Source organism: Rahnella sp. PAMC25617, from assembly GCF_050606005.1.
GTDB classification, from domain to species: Bacteria; Pseudomonadota; Gammaproteobacteria; order Enterobacterales; family Enterobacteriaceae; genus Rahnella; species Rahnella variigena.
The window spans coordinates 595,738-614,955 of record NZ_JBOCUM010000006.1 but is presented as its reverse complement, the minus strand read 5'-3'; the positions used below and the strand labels follow the sequence as shown (position 1 = coordinate 614,955).

13 protein-coding genes are annotated in these 19,218 nt (G+C 51.5%); 11 read left to right on the top strand and 2 right to left on the bottom strand.

What is annotated here, in order from left to right:
* Positions 1 to 3: 3 nt before the first annotated feature.
* Together pcp and nei are read left to right on the top strand one after the other, a co-directional pair.
* Positions 4 to 654, top strand: coding sequence for a pyroglutamyl-peptidase I (gene pcp / locus ACM615_RS08920; RefSeq protein WP_431011781.1), 651 nt, complete (start codon positions 4 to 6; stop codon positions 652 to 654).
* Positions 654 to 1,448: an endonuclease VIII gene (nei, locus tag ACM615_RS08915; protein WP_129638384.1), complete on the top strand. Its 795-nt coding sequence runs from the start codon at positions 654 to 656 to the stop codon at positions 1,446 to 1,448. The genes pcp and nei overlap by 1 nt, the downstream gene beginning before the upstream one ends.
* A 46-nt stretch (positions 1,449 to 1,494) precedes the next feature.
* Here nei and ACM615_RS08910 read toward each other — a convergent pair whose 3' ends face one another.
* Together ACM615_RS08910 and ACM615_RS08905 are read right to left on the bottom strand one after the other, a co-directional pair.
* Complete coding sequence (locus ACM615_RS08910; RefSeq protein WP_431011780.1) at positions 1,495 to 4,503, bottom strand: autotransporter outer membrane beta-barrel domain-containing protein; 3,009 nt, start codon at positions 4,501 to 4,503, stop codon at positions 1,495 to 1,497.
* 420 nt (positions 4,504 to 4,923) lie between these two features.
* Positions 4,924 to 6,207: a citrate synthase gene (locus ACM615_RS08905; protein ID WP_112289179.1), complete on the bottom strand. Its 1,284-nt coding sequence runs from the start codon at positions 6,205 to 6,207 to the stop codon at positions 4,924 to 4,926.
* Between the two features lie 873 nt (positions 6,208 to 7,080).
* Here ACM615_RS08905 and sdhC point away from each other — a divergent pair.
* From sdhC to cydA, 9 genes are all read left to right on the top strand, one after another.
* Positions 7,081 to 7,470 carry a succinate dehydrogenase cytochrome b556 subunit gene (sdhC, locus tag ACM615_RS08900; RefSeq protein WP_015698116.1) on the top strand — a complete coding sequence of 130 codons (390 nt, stop codon included), beginning with the start codon at positions 7,081 to 7,083 and terminating at the stop codon, positions 7,468 to 7,470.
* Positions 7,464 to 7,811, top strand: a complete 348-nt coding sequence (sdhD, locus tag ACM615_RS08895; RefSeq protein WP_095921202.1) for a succinate dehydrogenase membrane anchor subunit — start codon at positions 7,464 to 7,466, stop codon at positions 7,809 to 7,811. Before sdhC ends, sdhD begins: the two co-directional genes overlap by 7 nt.
* Positions 7,812 to 7,814: 3 nt before the next feature.
* Positions 7,815 to 9,581: a succinate dehydrogenase flavoprotein subunit gene (gene sdhA / locus ACM615_RS08890; protein WP_112289181.1), complete on the top strand. Its 1,767-nt coding sequence runs from the start codon at positions 7,815 to 7,817 to the stop codon at positions 9,579 to 9,581.
* A gap of 19 nt (positions 9,582 to 9,600) precedes the next feature.
* Positions 9,601 to 10,317, top strand: a complete 717-nt coding sequence (locus ACM615_RS08885; protein WP_013576440.1) for a succinate dehydrogenase iron-sulfur subunit — start codon at positions 9,601 to 9,603, stop codon at positions 10,315 to 10,317.
* A 404-nt stretch (positions 10,318 to 10,721) separates the two neighbouring features.
* Positions 10,722 to 13,529: a 2-oxoglutarate dehydrogenase E1 component gene (gene sucA, locus ACM615_RS08880; protein WP_095921204.1), complete on the top strand. Its 2,808-nt coding sequence runs from the start codon at positions 10,722 to 10,724 to the stop codon at positions 13,527 to 13,529.
* Positions 13,530 to 13,574: 45 nt separating this feature from the next.
* Positions 13,575 to 14,804: a 2-oxoglutarate dehydrogenase complex dihydrolipoyllysine-residue succinyltransferase gene (gene odhB, locus ACM615_RS08875; RefSeq protein WP_113876028.1), complete on the top strand. Its 1,230-nt coding sequence runs from the start codon at positions 13,575 to 13,577 to the stop codon at positions 14,802 to 14,804.
* A gap of 100 nt (positions 14,805 to 14,904) precedes the next feature.
* Positions 14,905 to 16,071 (top strand): ADP-forming succinate--CoA ligase subunit beta, encoded by a 1,167-nt coding sequence (gene sucC / locus ACM615_RS08870; protein WP_113876027.1) that lies wholly within the window; start codon positions 14,905 to 14,907, stop codon positions 16,069 to 16,071.
* Positions 16,071 to 16,943: a succinate--CoA ligase subunit alpha gene (sucD, locus tag ACM615_RS08865; protein WP_101077378.1), complete on the top strand. Its 873-nt coding sequence runs from the start codon at positions 16,071 to 16,073 to the stop codon at positions 16,941 to 16,943. Before sucC ends, sucD begins: the two co-directional genes overlap by 1 nt.
* Positions 16,944 to 17,642: 699 nt before the next feature.
* Complete coding sequence (gene cydA, locus ACM615_RS08860) at positions 17,643 to 19,211, top strand: cytochrome ubiquinol oxidase subunit I (RefSeq protein ID WP_112289184.1); 1,569 nt, start codon at positions 17,643 to 17,645, stop codon at positions 19,209 to 19,211.
* Positions 19,212 to 19,218: the final 7 nt, after the last annotated feature.

Below are 19,218 nucleotides of genomic sequence, written 5' to 3'. Positions count from 1 at the left end.
TCAATGCGTAAAGTTCTGGTAACCGGTTTTGAGCCTTTTGGCGGCGAGCGTGTGAATCCGTCATGGGAAGTGGTCAAACAGCTCGGCGATCTGGAGTTATCCGGCGCGCAGATTGTGGTGCGTCAGTTGCCTTGTGTGTTCGGTAAAGCTATTGATGCGCTGAATGCGGCAATTGATGAAATCCTGCCGGAAATGGTGCTTTGCGTCGGACAGGCGGGCGGGCGCGTCGATTTCAGTCTCGAACGTGTGGCAATCAACGTCGACGATGCGCGTATTCCTGATAACGAAGGCAATCAGCCGGTGGACGAAACCATTGTCACCGGCGGACCTGCGGCCTATTTTTCCTCACTGCCGATCAAAACGATTGTCAGCGGATTACGCGAATCCGGTATTCCGGCGTGCGTATCACAAACCGCCGGCACCTATGTCTGTAATCACGTGATGTACGGGCTGATGCACCGTCTGGCGCAGCCGTCATGCAAGGTGGTGAAGGGCGGTTTTATCCATATTCCTTATCTGCCGGAACAGGCGGCGAAGCATCCTGGCGCGCCGAGTATGTCAGTACACACTGTCCTGAACGCCCTTGAGCTGACTATCGCTATCGCGCTGCACACGGAACAAGATTTAAAAATTGCTGAGGGTGCGACTCACTGATGCCAGAAGGTCCTGAAATCCGCCGCGCTGCCGATTTACTGGCAGAAGCGGTGGTCAATAAACCGCTTACGGAAGCGTGGTTTGCGTTTCCCTCATTAAAACCTTATCAGTCTGCACTGCGCGGAACGAAAATCACCTCGATTGAAACGCGTGGCAAAGCGCTGCTGACGCACTTTTCTAACGGACTGACGCTCTACAGCCACAATCAGCTCTATGGTGTCTGGCGGGTGGTGAATGCCGGTGAAGTGGCGAAAGAAACCAAACGCTCGCTGCGGGTAAAATTGCAGACCACCGACGCGGCGATCCTGCTGTACAGCGCATCGGAGATCAGTATTTACGATACGGCGGAAATCGAGAATCATCCGTTCCTGCAACGTATCGGCCCCGACGTGCTGGATGAGACGTTGACGGTCGCACAGGTACGTGAGCGGTTACTCTCACCTAAATTCTGCAACCGGCAGTTAGGCGGAATGTTGCTGGATCAGGCTTTTCTGGCCGGGCTGGGTAACTATCTGCGGGCGGAAATTCTCTGGCTGGCGAAACTATTGCCAGATCATAAACCGAAAGAACTGAACGACGAGGAGCTGGATGCGCTGGCGGATGCCTGTTTGTCTGTTGCGCGGTTATCTTATGCCACACGCGGCACGATGGATGAAAATGTGCATCACGGCGCGCTGTTTCGCTTCAAGGTGTTTGGCCGCACGGGTCAGCCTTGTGAGCGCTGCGGTGATCCGATCGCGAAAACCAGCGTGTCATCGCGACCGTTTTTCTGGTGTCCGGTGTGTCAGGTATGAGTGATAAAAAAGGGCACCGGAGTGCCCTTGCTCTGTCTAATAAGGATCAGAAATTCATTTTGATACCCAGATTGCCGCTGTAGCCTTCCAGATCTGAATCAAAGCCTTTCTGGTAGCGGACGTCAGTATAAATCGTGGTGTTTTCACTGAGTTTGCCCGCCAGACCTGCGCCTGTCTGCCACCAGCTGTCGCTGAATTCTGCTTTCAATCGCTGATCCGCGATTTGTACATCAGGTTCATCGCCGATAGTAGTGACAGCATCCAGCGTCAGATAAGGCGTCCAGGTTGGATTATCCAGGAACAGGCGCACACCGCCGCGTGCCTGCGCGTTACTGGTTGATACGCCGGAGACATGGCTGATGTCATCGTTGAAATCATCCAGATTCAGATACTGATAGATCACCTGCGCCTGTGGTTCAATTTTCAGATTTTCATGCAGGGTAAATGGCTTGCCAGCTTCTACTGATAGCGCGACGCCATAACCGTCCTGATCGGCATCATGCGTGCTGTCATAGCTGTTTTTATACCAGCTGCCCATGCCCACCGCGTCAATGTATCCGCCATCTTGCGCTTTCAGCGTGTAATAACCGCCAAAGCTGTAGATGTCGCTGTCTACACTGCCGGTTTGTACGGAATACAACGGATTATTGCTGCGAAGGCTGTCTTCCGCATCAGTATTCTGACGTCCGAGTGTCACGAGAATACCGGCACTGCGTTCGGTGTTTTCTTCGTTTTTATCCCACATCAGATCCATACCCAACTGCGCATACCAGGTATCGGTGTCATAGCTGTAACGACCTGCATCATTTTCAGTGTGAGTACCGACAATCCGACCCCAGGCTCCGTCTTTATGCAACACATCACCGCCGGTACGCTGGTGATAAGTGCCGATGGCATCAAAGCCATACTGCATATTCAGCACCGGCGCCGCGATATATCCCGGCACTTCCTCACGCCATGGCTGAATGTCGTCGGATGGTGTCGGGGTAGGGTTCACATCCGGATTGTTGTCTGGAATATCGTCAGGGATGTTATCAGGATTAGCATCAGGATTGTCGTCCGGATTATCATCTGGCGTTGGGTCCGGAATAGGATCTGGATCCGGGATAGGCGTTGAACAATCGTAACTGGCGCACGTGCTCAGATACCAGTTTTCGCCCTCACCGGTGGTGATATCGCCTTTACGCAGACCGTAGTTGAAAGCGCCGGCAGAAACAGAATTCCCCAGCGTGAAAGCATCGGTTCCCTGCGAATTCGTTCCCTCCACGGTAACCACTTCAATCCCGTTACCCAGCGTATTATTACCGTTGCCGCCAGTGCTGGTGACAAACAGGGTATTTTGACCGGTAATGTCGCCCGTTACGTGGATCTTATCTGTCGGCGAATTACTGTCATCCAGATAAGTATTGATACGGTATGTACCGTCGCCGGTCATATTGCCATTCACGGTCAGCTCAGAATATTCACTACCGCTGTGAGTGAAGTGAGTGGTGCCGCTGGAATTCATCTGCGAAATCGTCGAATCACCGGTCAGCGTCCACAGGCTGGAATCGTCGATGTTGACGCTGTTGGTACTTGCGGTAATGCCTTGCCATTCAGAGCCACTGTTAAGATACACATCCACAACACTGCCGGTATCGACAATTATTTCGCCTTCCATGTGCGAGTTACTTGCAGATAAGTTCACCTGACTTTGCGCGGTCACGCCCGTATCTGTATAATTTTTGGCTCTCAGCAGAATACCGTTTCCGCTTTGCACGGTTGACCCGTTGTTCACGTTAATCCGGGTATTGGCACCTGCAGCCAGTATTCCCTCGCTGGTGGCGCTGCTAACAAGGCTGTTATCCAGCGTTACGACGGCCTGATGGTCTGCATCAAAACCCTGCGTATAGATGCCATTTGCTAATGCACCGGTGGCCGATAATTCGCTGTTGCTGATGGTCATCTGGCTGTTGGCGTAGGAACGGACAGCAGAAGCACCATTACCGGTCGAATTCCCCTTAACTGCGTTGGCACTCAGGGTAGAATCATTCATTGCTACCAGCAGATTACTGTTTGCTCCCTGAGTTGTGATCTCAGCGCCATCAAGATCCATAATCCCTGCGCGGGCAGCGACGACTGCAGCGGAGTTGGAACCTGTGGTGTTGATCTTCATATCTTTGGCAGTCAGTGTGGCGAGGGGCAATCCCGCGTTTGTCGCTTCATTGGAATCGACATAAAGGCCATAGGACTGATCACCCAGAGTCGTGATGCTGACGTTATTTAATTCTGTCTCCCCCCGGGCATCCACCGCATTGGAATGTATGCCATTGGTGGTGAGCGCCAGATCACTGGCGGTTAACTTCGCGCCTTTACTCGCTGTAAAGAATCCGGTGTTATTATCACCTACCGCTGTATATGTCCCGCCATTGAGCGTGACATCGCTGTAAATGTTTGTGTTCACCATAGTATCGCCAGTTCCGGTCATTTCGACGTTGCCGTTTATTATCTCAGCGGTGGCTTTCTTGGTGTCGCTCGAACCTGATACATAAACAGCTGATTGAGTACTTTCAGATTTTTGACTAATGGTGAGGTTTTCAATGATCGCGGTTGAGTCCGATACCGTGATCGCGTTTCGGCCATTGGTTAAGGTAATATCAATATTGCTCAGATCAGCTGACGCACCTGAGCGGATATTAATTCCCCGGGCCTGAGCTGCATCACTGGTGATACGAATATCATTGCCTGTTAAAGCCGATCCTTTATCGGAGACATAAATAACACTGCTATCTTGTTTGCCTGAACTTATATCGGCGTTATTAATTTCAGCCGAAGCGCCGGTAGTAATGTTAAATGTTTTTCCGGAATTAGTTGTGCTGACGTCAGCATAATTAAGTACCAGTTTACCTTCATTAATAATATTGAAAGCATAGGCTTCGTTGCCGGTCGTGGAGACTACAGATTGGTAAGGCGCCGTCATCTCGCCAAGCGTAATTTCACCATCGACGGTCACTATTGTATTCGCGTCAGTGATGACATAGGCATGTTCCTCGTCAGCTGTAGTTGAAGAGATCATATAGTCAAAAGGTGATGAATTCCCGCCAGAAAATGTAGTTGTTGCAAGTACAACCGATGACGGTAATAAAAGGCTAAAAATGGCACTCGATAATAATGTTCTTTTAAACGATCGTGAGCCGTTCCGATATTCTTCCATGTCAGAATGTCCTTGGTTTAATAATGGCATGTTTATATTATATGTTTCATTTATCCGTTCTTTTAATTACCGGATTGCAATGAATCGTGTTAATGGTGACTATGGCTTTTGTAGCCGGGTGAATTTCGGGGGATGGTATATCACAGAGGGGTAATCGTCAAACATTGGTATTGGTTTTTATATGCTTTTAAAAATCTTAATATATAATTAAGTTGTCATGTGAATTAATAAATAAAAAAAAGGCCGATGAGTTATTCATCGGCCTTATATATTGAAGGTGAGTTATTTCTTCAGCTGAGAATGGAAATCGCGTTTATCGTAGCCGGTATACAGCTGGCGAGGACGGGCGATTTTAATGCCTTCCTGATGCATTTCGCTCCAGTGAGCAATCCAGCCAACAGTACGCGCCATCGCGAAGATAACGGTAAACATTGAAGACGGAATACCCATCGCTTTCAGAATGATGCCGGAGTAGAAATCGACGTTCGGGTACAGTTTCTTCTCGATGAAGTACGGGTCGTTGAGCGCAATGTGCTCAAGTTCCATCGCCACTTCCAGCAGGTTGTCTTTCAGATCCAGCTCTTTCAGCACTTCATGACAGGTTTCACGCATTACGGTAGCGCGCGGGTCATAGTTTTTGTAAACACGGTGACCGAAGCCCATCAGGCGGAAGGAATCATTTTTGTCTTTCGCACGCTTAACGAATTCCGGAATGTGATCAACGCTGCTGATCTCTTCCAGCATTTTCAGCGCAGCTTCGTTGGCGCCACCGTGAGCCGGTCCCCACAGGGATGCGATGCCCGCAGCGATACAGGCAAACGGGTTAGCGCCTGAAGAACCGGCGGTACGCACGGTAGACGTGGAGGCGTTTTGTTCGTGGTCAGCGTGCAGGATCAGAATACGATCCATGGCGCGTTCCAGAATCGGGTTCACTTTGTATTCTTCGCACGGCGTGGAGAACATCATGTGCAGGAAGTTACCGGCATACGACAGGTCGTTGCGCGGATATACAAACGGCTGGCCGATGGAATATTTGTAACACATGGCTGCCACGGTCGGCATTTTGGACAGCAGGCGGTAAGCGGCGATTTCACGGTGACGTTCATTTTCGACGTCAATCGAGTCGTGATAAAACGCCGCCAGTGCGCCGGTCACACCACACAGCACAGCCATCGGGTGAGAGTCACGACGGAAACCGTGGAACAGGCGGGTGATTTGCTCGTGAACCATCGTGTGACGGGTCACATTGGTTTTGAATTCTTCATACTGTTCTGGCGTCGGGGTTTCGCCGTTGAGCAGCAGATAACTCACTTCCAGGAAAGTAGATTCTTGCGCCAGTTGATCAATCGGGAAGCCGCGATGTAACAGGATCCCTTCGTCACCGTCGATAAAGGTGATTTTAGATTCGCAAGATGCGGTAGACGTAAAACCGGGGTCATAGGTGAAAAAACCTTTCGCGCCTAACGGGCGGATATCAATTTCATCCTGGCCCAGTGTGCCGGACAGCACGTTTAGTTCGATCGGGTCGTGACCTTGTAGGGTAAGTGTCGCTTTCTTATCAGCCATTTACAGTCTCCTTAGCGCCTTATTTTTAAAAATCCCTAACAACAGAAATGCCTGGAAGCGACGCCTTGTAAGGTCATTATTATTGTCAGCCTTAGCTCTTCGATCGAATGAAAAAGGGAACGTAGAGCTGAGTCGAATTGCAGTCTCAGACTGCTCTGTGACAAACAAGCGGCGTTTCATCGTTGTTAAAGATTCGGTAAATCATTACTGTTCTGTCACTCAGTACCTGTGAGAAGCATGAGGATTTACACAATCACCACTTTTGCATAACTTGAGCCATCAGGGAAGACCCGTATTTGCGATTGTGTGATCCACTGATTCTTCAGAAACTTTCACCCTATTGGTGCATCAGGCGAAAGCCGGTATGTGCTCAGTATCACAGTCCTATAGAGATAGCTCATTTGTAATGGAAATGTTGATCAATTGTCAAACCAGATAATTTATTTTGTGTCTTTTATGAAAAGTGAGAGCTAACTCACTGTTTCAGAGAAATGTGAATAAAGCATTTGTAGGGCAATTGTAATAAGAATGTGATCAACCTATACTCCTACAAGGTCTCCGGACAATCCGAAGTAGGAGCACCCAGCATCATTTTCTTCGCCCTTTACGTTACGGCTACGAAAATACGTTTATCGCGCCTTTTAAGCACACTGGATGTCGTCCTTTGAGCGCGAAAACTGATGAGCTTTTAGCTCAGCTTTCCAAAGTTATTGGTGTTGTGGGAAGACGGCAAGCAACCGAATCCCTATGAGCTGACATAGGTCAGTGATTAGGGTGAGCGCGCGCAGCCAACGCACCCACAGCGACAAGAACGAAGGAAAGGGTGCTGTCTGACATACTGCTCCGGGCCGGAGGGAAAATAATAAGAGCTGTGTGGGCAAAACCGTGAAAAAACAAAGACCTGTCAATCTGGATCTGCAAACGATCCGGTTTCCTGTTACTGCGATAGCGTCCATCTTACACCGAGTCTCTGGCGTAATTACCTTCGTCGCCGTCGGTATCCTCCTCTGGCTTTTAGGCCTGTCTCTCTCTTCTCCTGAAGGGTTTGCACATGCTGCCGCCATCATGAATAGCTTCTTCGTCAAATTCATCTTTTGGGGAATACTCACTGCGCTGGCCTATCACGTTTGCGGTGGCATCCGCCATTTGCTGATGGATTTTGGCTATATCGAAGAGAGTTTGGCTGCCGGTACCCGTTCTGCCCAGGTGGCAATCGGTCTGACCGTCGTGCTGTCAATTCTGGCTGGAGTCCTCGTATGGTAAGCAACGTTTCTGCGTTAGGGCGCAATGGTGTGCACGACTGGCTGTTACTGCGTGCTTCCGCAATTATCCTCACCCTGTACATCCTCTATATTCTGGGCTTCGTGGTTCTGGCTCAGGAACTGACATTTGATGTCTGGCATGGCTTCTTCTCTTCCTCCATCACCAAAGTATTCACACTGCTGGCGCTGCTGTCGATTCTGATCCACGCGTGGATCGGCATGTGGCAGGTGTTAACGGACTATGTGAAACCGGTAGCTGTCCGGCTTGTGCTGCAACTGGCCATTGTCGTGACATTAGTGGTTTACCTACTTTACGGAACAATTGTTGTTTGGGGAGCGTAGTAAATGAATCTGCCAGTCAGAGAGTTTGATGCTGTCGTTATCGGTGCAGGTGGCGCCGGAATGCGTGCCGCGTTACAAATTTCACAAATGGGGCTGTCTTGCGCCCTGATTTCAAAAGTCTTCCCGACCCGCTCCCATACGGTGTCAGCGCAGGGCGGTATCACCGTCGCGCTGGGTAACACCCATGAGGATGACTGGGAATGGCACATGTACGACACCGTAAAAGGTTCCGACTATATCGGTGACCAGGACGCCATTGAATATATGTGTAAAACCGGCCCGGAAGCGATTCTGGAACTGGAGCACATGGGGCTGCCTTTCTCCCGTCTTGAAGACGGTCGTATTTATCAGCGTCCGTTTGGTGGCCAGTCGAAGAACTTCGGCGGCGAACAGGCGGCACGTACTGCAGCAGCCGCTGACCGTACCGGTCACGCCTTGCTGCACACGCTGTATCAGCAAAACCTGAAGAACGGCACCACGATTTTCTCCGAATGGTATTCACTGGATTTAGTGAAAAACCAGGACGGCGCCATCGTCGGCTGTACGGCTATCTGTATCGAAACCGGTGAAGTGGTGTACTTCAAAGCCAAAGCCACCGTGCTGGCAACCGGCGGTGCAGGGCGTATTTATCAGTCCACCACCAACGCCCACATTAATACCGGTGACGGTGTCGGCATGGCGCTGCGTGCAGGCGTGCCGGTGCAGGATATGGAAATGTGGCAGTTCCACCCGACCGGTATTGCCGGTGCAGGGGTTCTGGTAACAGAAGGCTGTCGTGGTGAAGGCGGTTATCTGCTTAATAAAGACGGCGAGCGTTTCATGGAACGTTATGCGCCGAATGCGAAAGACCTGGCGGGTCGTGACGTGGTGGCGCGTTCCATCATGATCGAAATCCGTGAAGGCCGTGGCTGTGAAGGTCCGTGGGGCCCGCACGCCAAACTGAAACTTGATCATCTGGGTAAAGACGTTCTGGAATCCCGCCTGCCGGGTATTCTCGAACTGTCGCGTACCTTCGCACACGTCGATCCGGTGAAAGAGCCAATTCCTGTTATCCCAACCTGCCACTACATGATGGGCGGTATTCCGACCAAAGTGACCGGTCAGGCGCTGCGAGTGAATGCACAGGGTCAGGATGAAGTGATCCCGGGGCTGTTTGCGGTCGGCGAAATCGCCTGCGTATCGGTTCACGGCGCTAACCGCCTTGGTGGTAACTCACTGCTGGATCTGGTGGTGTTTGGTCGTGCAGCGGGTATGCATCTGCAGGAATCCATTGCCGAGCAGGGCGACAGCCGCGATGCGTCTCAGGATGATATCGATGTGTCTCTGGAACGTCTGAACCGCTGGAACAACACCCGTTCAGGTGAAGATCCGGTGGCAATCCGTAAAGACCTGCAATCGTGCATGCAGAACAACTTCTCGGTATTCCGTGAAGGTGATGCGATGGCGAAAGGTCTGGAAGAACTGAAAGTGATCCGCGAGCGTCTGAAATCAGCGCGTCTGGATGATACCTCCTCAGAATTCAACACCCAGCGCGTCGAGTGTCTGGAGCTGGATAACCTGATGGAAACTGCGTTCTCTACTGCCGTCTCCGCAAACTACCGCACCGAAAGCCGTGGCGCACACAGCCGCTTCGACTTCCCTGAGCGTGATGATGCGAACTGGTTGTGCCATACGCTGTATCAGCCGGAAACAGAAAGCATGACCCGCCGTGAGGTGAACATGCAGCCTAAGCTTCGCGCGGCGTTCCCGCCGAAAGCGCGTACTTACTAGGGCGGAGCGGAGACAGATTATGAAAATTGAATTTTCGATTTATCGCTACAACCCGGACGTCGATGACGTTCCGTACATGAAGGATTACGTGCTGGAAGCTAAAGAAGGGCGCGACATGATGTTGCTCGACGCGCTGATTTTGCTGAAAGAACAGGATCCGACGCTGGCTTTCCGCCGCTCATGCCGTGAAGGTGTATGCGGGTCAGATGGCGTGAACATGAACGGTAAAAACGGTCTGGCGTGTATCACGCCGGTATCGACGTTGCGTAACGGAAGCAAGAAAATTGTTATCCGTCCGTTACCAGGTTTGCCTGTTGTGCGCGACCTTGTTGTGGACATGGGACAATTCTATAAGCAGTATGAGAAGATTAAGCCTTACCTGTTGAATGATGGGAAGAATCCTCCGGCGCGTGAACATTTACAGATGCCGGATGACCGTGAAAAGCTGGACGGATTGTACGAATGTATTCTCTGCGCCTGCTGCTCAACATCTTGTCCTTCGTTCTGGTGGAATCCGGACAAATTTGTCGGTCCGGCAGGCCTTCTGGCCGCTTACCGCTTCCTGATCGACAGCCGCGATACCGAAACACAATCGCGTCTCGACGATCTGAACGATGCTTTCAGCGTATTCCGCTGCCACAGCATCATGAACTGTGTGAGTGTGTGTCCGAAAGGGCTGAACCCGACCAAGGCGATCGGCCACATCAAATCCATGCTTCTGCAGCGTGGTGCCTGAGTGGTTTAGGTGACGCAATCAGCGGGAACTCAGGTTCCCGCTGTTATTTAGTTACTACCGGTTTTGCACTTTCTTTAGTTACAAATGCGGTAACTGAGGCGACGATAGCAAATAAGTAATTTTTTAATAACAAAGTAGCAACAAGTGCAACAAAGTTGCGCCTGACTGGAGTAAGATAGCCGGGTCAATATCAGGGGATAAAAGGGCAGTAAAGAGTCGGGAAGTAAAAGCAGGGCAACTTCAAAAATCACTCAGCCAGATGGATGATTTTTGAAGGTTCCTTGAAGAGCCAAACGCTCAACCAGCGAACTGTTTTAGTAAGGAAAACCGTTTTACCGCGGTGTATCACGGTCAATATTATTAACCACGGCGAAAACTAAAGCTTCAAAGCTTAAGGGATCACGATGCAGAACGGCGCAATGAAGGCCTGGCTGGATTCCTCCTATCTGGCGGGTGCGAACCAGTCTTACATAGAACAACTCTATGAAGACTACTTAACCGATCCTGGTTCCGTTGACGATAGCTGGCGTTCGATTTTTAAACAGCTACCAACAGTGGGTGTGAAACCAGAGCAACTCCATTCTCAAACACGAGACTACTTCCGCCGACTGGCGAAAGACGCGTCACGTTATAACTCCTCCATCAGCGATCCGGAAACGGATGCCAAGCAAGTCAAGGTGCTGCAGTTAATCAACGCCTTCCGCTTCCGTGGCCATCAGAACGCGAACCTTGATCCCCTCGGCCTGTGGAAACTGGACGATGTACCTGATCTGGATCCTGCGTTCCATCATCTGACAGAAGCTGATTTCCAGGAGACCTTCAACGTCGGTTCATTTGCCATTGGCAAGGAAACCATGCAGCTCGGCGAGCTGTATAAAGCCCTGAAGCAAACCTATTGCGGATCCATTGGTGCGGAATACATGCACATCACCAACACCGAAGAGAAACGCTGGATCCAGCAGCGTATCGAATCCGTGGCGGGTCGTGCGAATTTCACCAATGATGAAAAGAAAACCTTCCTGAAAGAACTGACCGCAGCTGAAGGTCTGGAACGTTATCTGGGTGCGAAATTCCCGGGTGCAAAACGTTTCTCTCTCGAAGGTGGCGATGCGCTGGTTCCGATGCTCAAAGACATGATCCGTCATGCCGGCAAAAACGGAACCCGCGAAGTGGTGCTGGGTATGGCGCACCGCGGTCGTCTGAACGTGCTGATCAACGTGCTGGGGAAAAAACCTCAGGATCTGTTCGACGAATTCTCCGGTAAGCATAAAGAACACCTGGGTACCGGTGACGTGAAATACCACATGGGCTATTCGTCTGATGTGGAAACCGAAGGCGGTATGGTTCACCTGGCGCTGGCGTTTAACCCGTCGCACCTGGAAATTGTCAGCCCGGTTGTCATCGGTTCTGTTCGTGCCCGTCGTGACCGTCTGGACGAAGCGCGCAGCAACATGGTTCTGCCAATCACTATTCACGGTGACGCGGCAATTACCGGTCAGGGTGTGGTTCAGGAAACCCTGAACATGTCGCTGGCACGCGGTTATGAAGTGGGCGGTACCGTGCGTATCGTCATCAATAACCAGGTGGGCTTCACCACCTCGAATCCGAAAGATGCGCGTTCTACCGATTACTGTACTGATATTGCGAAAATGGTGCAGGCACCGATTTTCCACGTCAATGCAGATGATCCTGAAGCGGTCGCTTTCGTGACCCGTCTGGCACTGGATTTCCGTAACACCTTTAAACGTGACGTCATGATCGACCTGGTTTGCTACCGTCGCCACGGCCATAACGAGGCCGACGAACCTAGCGCAACCCAGCCGCTGATGTACACCAAGATCAAGAAACACCCGACGCCACGCAAAATCTACGCAGATGTCCTGACTGAGCAGAATGTTGCCAGCCTCGAAGATGCGACGGAAATGGTCAATCTGTACCGTGATGCGCTGGATGCCGGTGAGTGCGTAGTGGAAGAGTGGCGTCAGAATGACATGCACACTTTCACCTGGTCGCCGTATCTGAATCATGAGTGGGACGAGCCATACCCGAATAAGGTTGAGCTGAAACGTCTGCAGGAACTGGCGCGTCGCGTCAGCCATGTGCCGGATGCTATTGAAATGCAGTCACGCGTTGCCAAGATTTACGGCGACCGTAACGAGATGGCTGAGGGTAATAAGAAATTCGACTGGGGCGGCGCAGAAAATCTGGCGTACGCTACTCTGGTGGACGAAGGCATTCCGATTCGTCTGTCCGGTGAAGATACCGGTCGTGGCACCTTCTTCCACCGTCATGCTGTGATCCACAATCAGAAAAACGGTTCCGTATACGTGCCGCTGGCCAATATTCATAACAGCCAGGGCGAGTTCAACGTCTGGGATTCCGTGCTTTCCGAAGAAGCGGTACTGGCGTTTGAATACGGTTATGCGACTGCTGAACCGCGCACCCTGACCATCTGGGAAGCGCAGTTCGGTGACTTCGCCAACGGTGCGCAGGTAGTTATCGACCAGTTCATCAGTTCCGGCGAACAGAAATGGGGCCGCATGTGTGGTCTGGTGATGCTGCTGCCGCATGGCTACGAAGGGCAGGGGCCGGAGCACTCCTCCGCGCGTCTGGAACGCTATCTGCAACTTTGCGCTGAGCAAAACATGCAGGTGTGTATCCCGTCTACCCCGGCGCAGGTTTACCACATGATCCGTCGTCAGGCACTGCGCGGTATGCGCCGTCCGCTGATCGTGATGTCACCGAAGTCACTGTTGCGTCATCCTCTGGCGGTTTCTACGCTGGAAGAACTGGCCGACGGCAGCTTCCTGCCAGCGATTGGTGAAGTTGACGAACTGGATCCAAAACAGGTTAAGCGCGTGGTGATGTGCTCCGGTAAGGTTTACTACGACCTGCTGGAACAACGTCGCAAAAACGAGCAAACCGATGTGGCGATTGTCCGCATCGAGCAGCTGTATCCGTTCCCGCACAAAGCGATTCAGGAAGTGCTTGAGAAATTCTCACACGTTCATGACTTCGTCTGGTGTCAGGAAGAGCCGTTGAACCAGGGCGCGTGGTATTGCAGCCAGCACAATTTCCGTGAAGTGATTCCTTTCGGGGCTTCTTTACGTTACGCAGGACGTCCGGCCTCTGCTTCCCCGGCAGTCGGCTACATGTCCGTTCACCAGAAGCAACAGCAAGATCTGGTTAACGATGCGCTTAACGTTAAATAACGCGTTGGCGTGAGTTAACACTATGGAACATAAGAAGGATTTATAATGAGTAGCGTAGATATTCTGGTCCCTGACCTTCCTGAATCCGTTGCGGATGCGACGGTTGCCACCTGGCACAAAAAACCGGGCGACAGTGTTGAGCGTGACGATGTACTGGTAGAAATTGAAACCGATAAAGTGGTTCTGGAAGTGCCAGCAAGTGAAGCCGGTATTCTGGACAGCATCATCGAAGACGAAGGCGCTACCGTGATTTCCCGCCAGATCCTGGCGCGTATCCGTCCGGGCAACAGCTCCGGTAAGCCAAGCACTGAGAAAAGCTCCGAAAAAGAAGCGACTCCTGCGGCACGCCACACAGCAGCACTGGAAGAAGAGAACAATGACGCACTCAGCCCGGCTATCCGCCGCCTGATTGCTGAACATTCTCTGGATGCCAGCGCCATCAAAGGCAGCGGTGTCGGCGGTCGTCTGACCCGTGAAGATATCGAACAGCATCTGGCGAAAGCCAAAGATGCTAAACCGGCAGCCGCGCCAGCCGCCGCTCCGGCAGCTTCCAGCGCCGCTCCTGCTCTGGGTTCACGTAGCGAAAAACGTGTGCCGATGACCCGTCTGCGTAAGCGCGTGGCTGAGCGTCTGCTTGAAGCGAAAAACAGCACTGCGATGCTGACCACCTTCAACGAAATCAACATGAAGCCAATCATGGATCTGCGTAAGCAGTACGGTGATGGTTTCGAAAAACGTCACGGCGTGCGTCTGGGCTTCATGTCTTTCTATCTGAAAGCCGTGGTTGAAGCGCTGAAACGCTATCCGGAAGTGAACGCGTCTATTGATGGCGAAGATGTGGTTTACCACAACTATTTCGACGTCAGCATTGCGGTATCGACTCCACGTGGTCTGGTCACGCCAGTTCTGCGTGACGTAGATACGCTGGGCATGGCTGATATCGAGAAGCAAATCAAAGAGCTGGCGATCAAAGGTCGTGACGGCAAACTGAAAGTGGAAGAACTGACCGGCGGTAACTTTACCGTGACCAACGGCGGCGTCTTCGGCTCCCTGATGTCCACGCCAATCATCAACCCACCACAGAGTGCGATCCTCGGCATGCATGCCATTAAAGATCGTCCTATGGCGGTTAATGGTCAGGTAGTGATTCTGCCAATGATGTATCTGGCACTGTCCTACGATCACCGTCTGGTGGACGGCCGTGAATCGGTCGGCTTCCTGGTGACCATCAAAGAAATGCTGGAAGATCCGGCTCGTCTGCTGCTGGACGTCTAGTCCCGGCGCAGCGAAAGATTAGAGATCGAAAAATCTGCGGCACAGTTCGCTGTGCCCTGATAAGCCTTCCTACTTACCGAATAAGAATGGATAGAACATCATGAATTTACACGAGTATCAGGCGAAACAGCTGTTCCTGCGCTACGGCCTGCCAGCACCATCAGGCTTCGCCTGTTCCACCCCGCGTGAAGCGGAAGAGGCTGCATCGAAAATCGGTGCCGGTCCGTGGGTGGTGAAATGTCAAGTTCATGCCGGTGGCCGCGGTAAAGCGGGCGGCGTGAAAGTGGTTAAAAGCAAAGAAGAAATTCGCGCTTTTGCTGAGCACTGGCTGGGTAAACGTCTGGTGACTTACCAGACAGACGCCAGCGGTCAGCCGGTTAACCAGATCCTGGTTGAAGCGGCAACGGATATCGATCAGGAACTGTACCTCGGTGCGGTAGTTGATCGCAGCTCCCGTCGTGTGGTGTTCATGGCCTCTACCGAAGGCGGCGTGGAAATTGAGAAAGTGGCAGAAGAAACGCCACACCTGATCCATAAAGTGGCACTGGATCCGCTGGCAGGTCCGCAGCCTTACCAGGGTCGCGAACTGGCTTTCAAACTGGGTCTGACCGGTAAGCAGGTTCAGCAGTTCACTAAGATCTTCATGGGTCTGGCGAACATCTTCCTTGAGCGCGACCTTGCGCTGATCGAAATCAACCCGCTGGTGGTGACTACCGCTGGCGACCTGATCTGCCTCGACGGCAAACTGGGTGCGGACGGCAACGCCTTGTTCCGTCAGCCAGAATTGCGCGAAATGCGCGATTACAGCCAGGAAGATGCCCGTGAATCACAGGCAGCGCAGTGGGAACTGAACTACGTTGCCCTCGACGGCAACATCGGTTGCATGGTGAACGGTGCCGGTCTGGCAATGGGTACCATGGACATCGTGAAACTGCACGGTGGCGAACCGGCTAACTTCCTGGATGTTGGCGGTGGTGCAACCAAAGAACGCGTGACTGAAGCCTTCAAAATCATTCTGTCTGATGAAAAAGTGAAAGCCGTCTTCGTTAACATCTTCGGCGGTATCGTACGTTGCGACCTGATCGCCGACGGTATCATCGGCGCGGTGGAAGAAGTGGGCGTCAGCGTACCGGTTGTGGTACGTCTTGAAGGTAACAATGCAGAGCTGGGTGCCAAAAAACTGGCAGACAGCGGTTTGAACATCATTGCAGCGACCAGCCTGACGAATGCGGCTCAACAAGTTGTCGCGGCAGTGGAGGGGAAATAATGTCGATTTTAATCAACAAGAATACCAAAGTTATCTGCCAGGGTTTCACCGGTAGCCAGGGGACTTTCCACTCCGAACAAGCCATCGCTTACGGCACCAAAATGGTTGGCGGCGTTACGCCAGGCAAAGGCGGCACCGAGCACCTGGGTCTGCCCGTGTTCAACACCGTGCGTGAAGCGGTAGAAACTACCGGCGCAACGGCGTCTGTAATTTATGTTCCGGCTCCGTTCTGCAAAGACTCCATTCTGGAAGCGCTGGATGCAGGTATCAAACTGATCATCTGTATCACTGAAGGCATCCCGACGCTGGATATGCTGGTGGTTAAAGTGAAACTGGATCAGAGCGATGCCGTGATGATCGGACCAAACTGCCCGGGCGTTATCACTCCTGGCGAATGCAAAATCGGCATCATGCCTGGCCATATTCACCTGCCAGGCAAAGTGGGCATCGTTTCCCGCTCCGGTACACTGACCTATGAAGCGGTTAAACAGACGACTGATTACGGTTACGGCCAGTCTACCTGCGTCGGCATCGGCGGTGACCCGATCCCAGGCTCTAACTTCATTGATATTCTGAAGCTGTTCCAGGAAGATCCACAGACTGAAGTGATCGTCATGATCGGTGAAATCGGTGGTAACGCAGAAGAAGAAGCTGCTGCGTACATCAAAGCACACGTGACTAAACCGGTTGTGGGCTACATCGCCGGTGTGACTGCGCCTAAAGGCAAGCGTATGGGCCACGCAGGTGCCATCATTGCCGGTGGTAAAGGCACTGCAGACGAGAAATTTGCAGCACTGGAAGCGGCCGGCGTTAAAACCGTTCGCAGCCTGGCTGATATCGGCGAAGCCGTGAAATCTGTCCTGCCGCAATAAGTAATACCCGTCGCGCCGGAAAAAATCCGGTGCGATGTAAGTCGATTTATTTAAGAAACTGATTCGACATGTTGGCCGCCTTCGGGTGGCCTTTTTTATTTTAAGCGAAATATTTAACATTCGCTGAATTGAGCTATATTTATTAACACAGCACGATAGGTTCATTGGAAATAAAAGGTTAATAATTAGGTTTCAACAGGTAGCAAAATAGATATTAATGACAACCATATAAGTACAATTAATTAACATTAAGTCCACCCTTAAAGCCCAATGAAACCAATGATTAACATCCTGAAATATTTTTTCAGAAATTGATGTGGGTAATATAGAAATAAACAAGGAGATAGGCTTAAATTGCGGCAGATCAATTACAGCGATTTTCACTGTTTTGTTCTTAAATTGACCTGTACACGGAAATCCGCTTTGGGTCACTAAAAAACCTATTTAATGTGTGGGATTACTGGCGTAACATATTGGTCCTGTAACATCAGTTTTTTGTATGTTTACTTTTCCCCGTGATTTCGCCTGCTCATCAGCCTCTTAGAGGCTTACTGACCGTGCGCTTTCCGGGTTCAGAGTGCCTGCCGCGGGCATTTCTGTTCTACACACATTTGAATATTGGTAGTCAAGAGGCGTTCCGGCAACCGGTTCGTCAAAGATCGCAATTTGGGGTCTTCCTCCGAGGAGCAAGGGGTCAAGATGTTTGATATCGTTGAACTGTCGCGTTTACAGTTTGCTTTAACAGCCATGTACCATTTCCTATTTGTCCCATTAACGCTGGGTATGGCGTTTTTACTGGCAATTATGGAAACGGTTTATGTGCTTTCCGGCAAACAAATCTATAAAGATATGACCAAATTCTGGGGCAAACTCTTTGCAATTAACTTTGCACTGGGCGTTGCAACCGGTTTAACCATGGAATTCCAGTTCGGTACTAACTGGTCATATTTCTCACATTACGTCGGTGATATCTTCGGGGCGCCTCTGGCGATCGAAGGTTTGATGGCGTTCTTCCTGGAATCCACTTTAGTCGGCCTGTTCTTCTTCGGTTGGGATCGTCTCTCTAAAGTTCAACACATGACAGTGACCTGGTTTGTGGCGCTTGGCTCAAACTTGTCCGCCTTGTGGATCCTGGTGGCGAACGGCTGGATGCAAAACCCGATTGCGTCCACCTTCAACTACGAAACCATGCGTATGGAAATGGTCAGCTTCTCTGAGCTGGTCCTGAACCCGGTTGCGCAGGTTAAATTCGTTCACACCGTAGCGTCTGGTTATGTGACTGGCGCGATGTTCATCCTGGCTATCAGCTCTTACTACCTGCTTAAAGGTCGTGACATCGGTTTCGCGAAACGCTCATTTGCGATTGCTGCAAGCTTTGGTCTGGCTGCCGTACTTTCCGTTATCGTGCTGGGTGATGAATCCGGTTATGAAATGGGTGATGTGCAGAAAACCAAACTGGCAGCTATTGAAGCAGAGTGGGACACCCAACCTGCACCGGCCAGCTTCACGCTGTTTGGTATGCCTAACCAGGACAAAATGGAGAACGAATATTCTATTCAGATCCCATATTTGCTCGGCCTGATTGCCACGCGTTCTGTTGATACGCCGGTCACCGGTCTGAAAGACCTGATGGCGCAACACGAAGTGCGTATCCGCAATGGTATGAAAGCCTACACCCTGCTGGAAGAACTGCGTTCGGGCAACACTGACCCGAAAGTACGCAGCGATTTCGAAAATGCTAAGCAGGATCTGGGCTACGGTATGTTGCTGAAACGTTATACCGACAACCCGGCGGGTGCGACTGACGCACAAATTCAGAAAGCGACCAAAGATTCTATCCCGCGCGTTCTGCCGCTGTACTTCGCATTCCGTATCATGGTTGCCTGCGGCATCCTGATGTTCGTGCTGATTGCGCTGTCCTTCTACACCGTATTGCGCGGCAAGATTGGTCAGAAACGCTGGTTACACCGCGCGGTATTCATCGGCCTGCCATTGCCGTGGATTGCTGTCGAAGCGGGCTGGTTCGTGGCCGAATATGGCCGTCAGCCTTGGGCGATTGGTGAAGTGTTACCGACTGCGGTTGCGCACTCTTCACTGACTGTGGGTGATGTACTCTCCTCGATGATCCTCATCTGTGGCCTGTACACCCTGTTCCTGATCGCTGAAATGTTCCTGATGTTCAAATATGCGCGCCTGGGCCCAAGCAGCCTGAAAACTGGCCGTTATCATTATGAACAAACTTCAGCGCCACTTGAGCAAGCTCGGTAATAGGGAG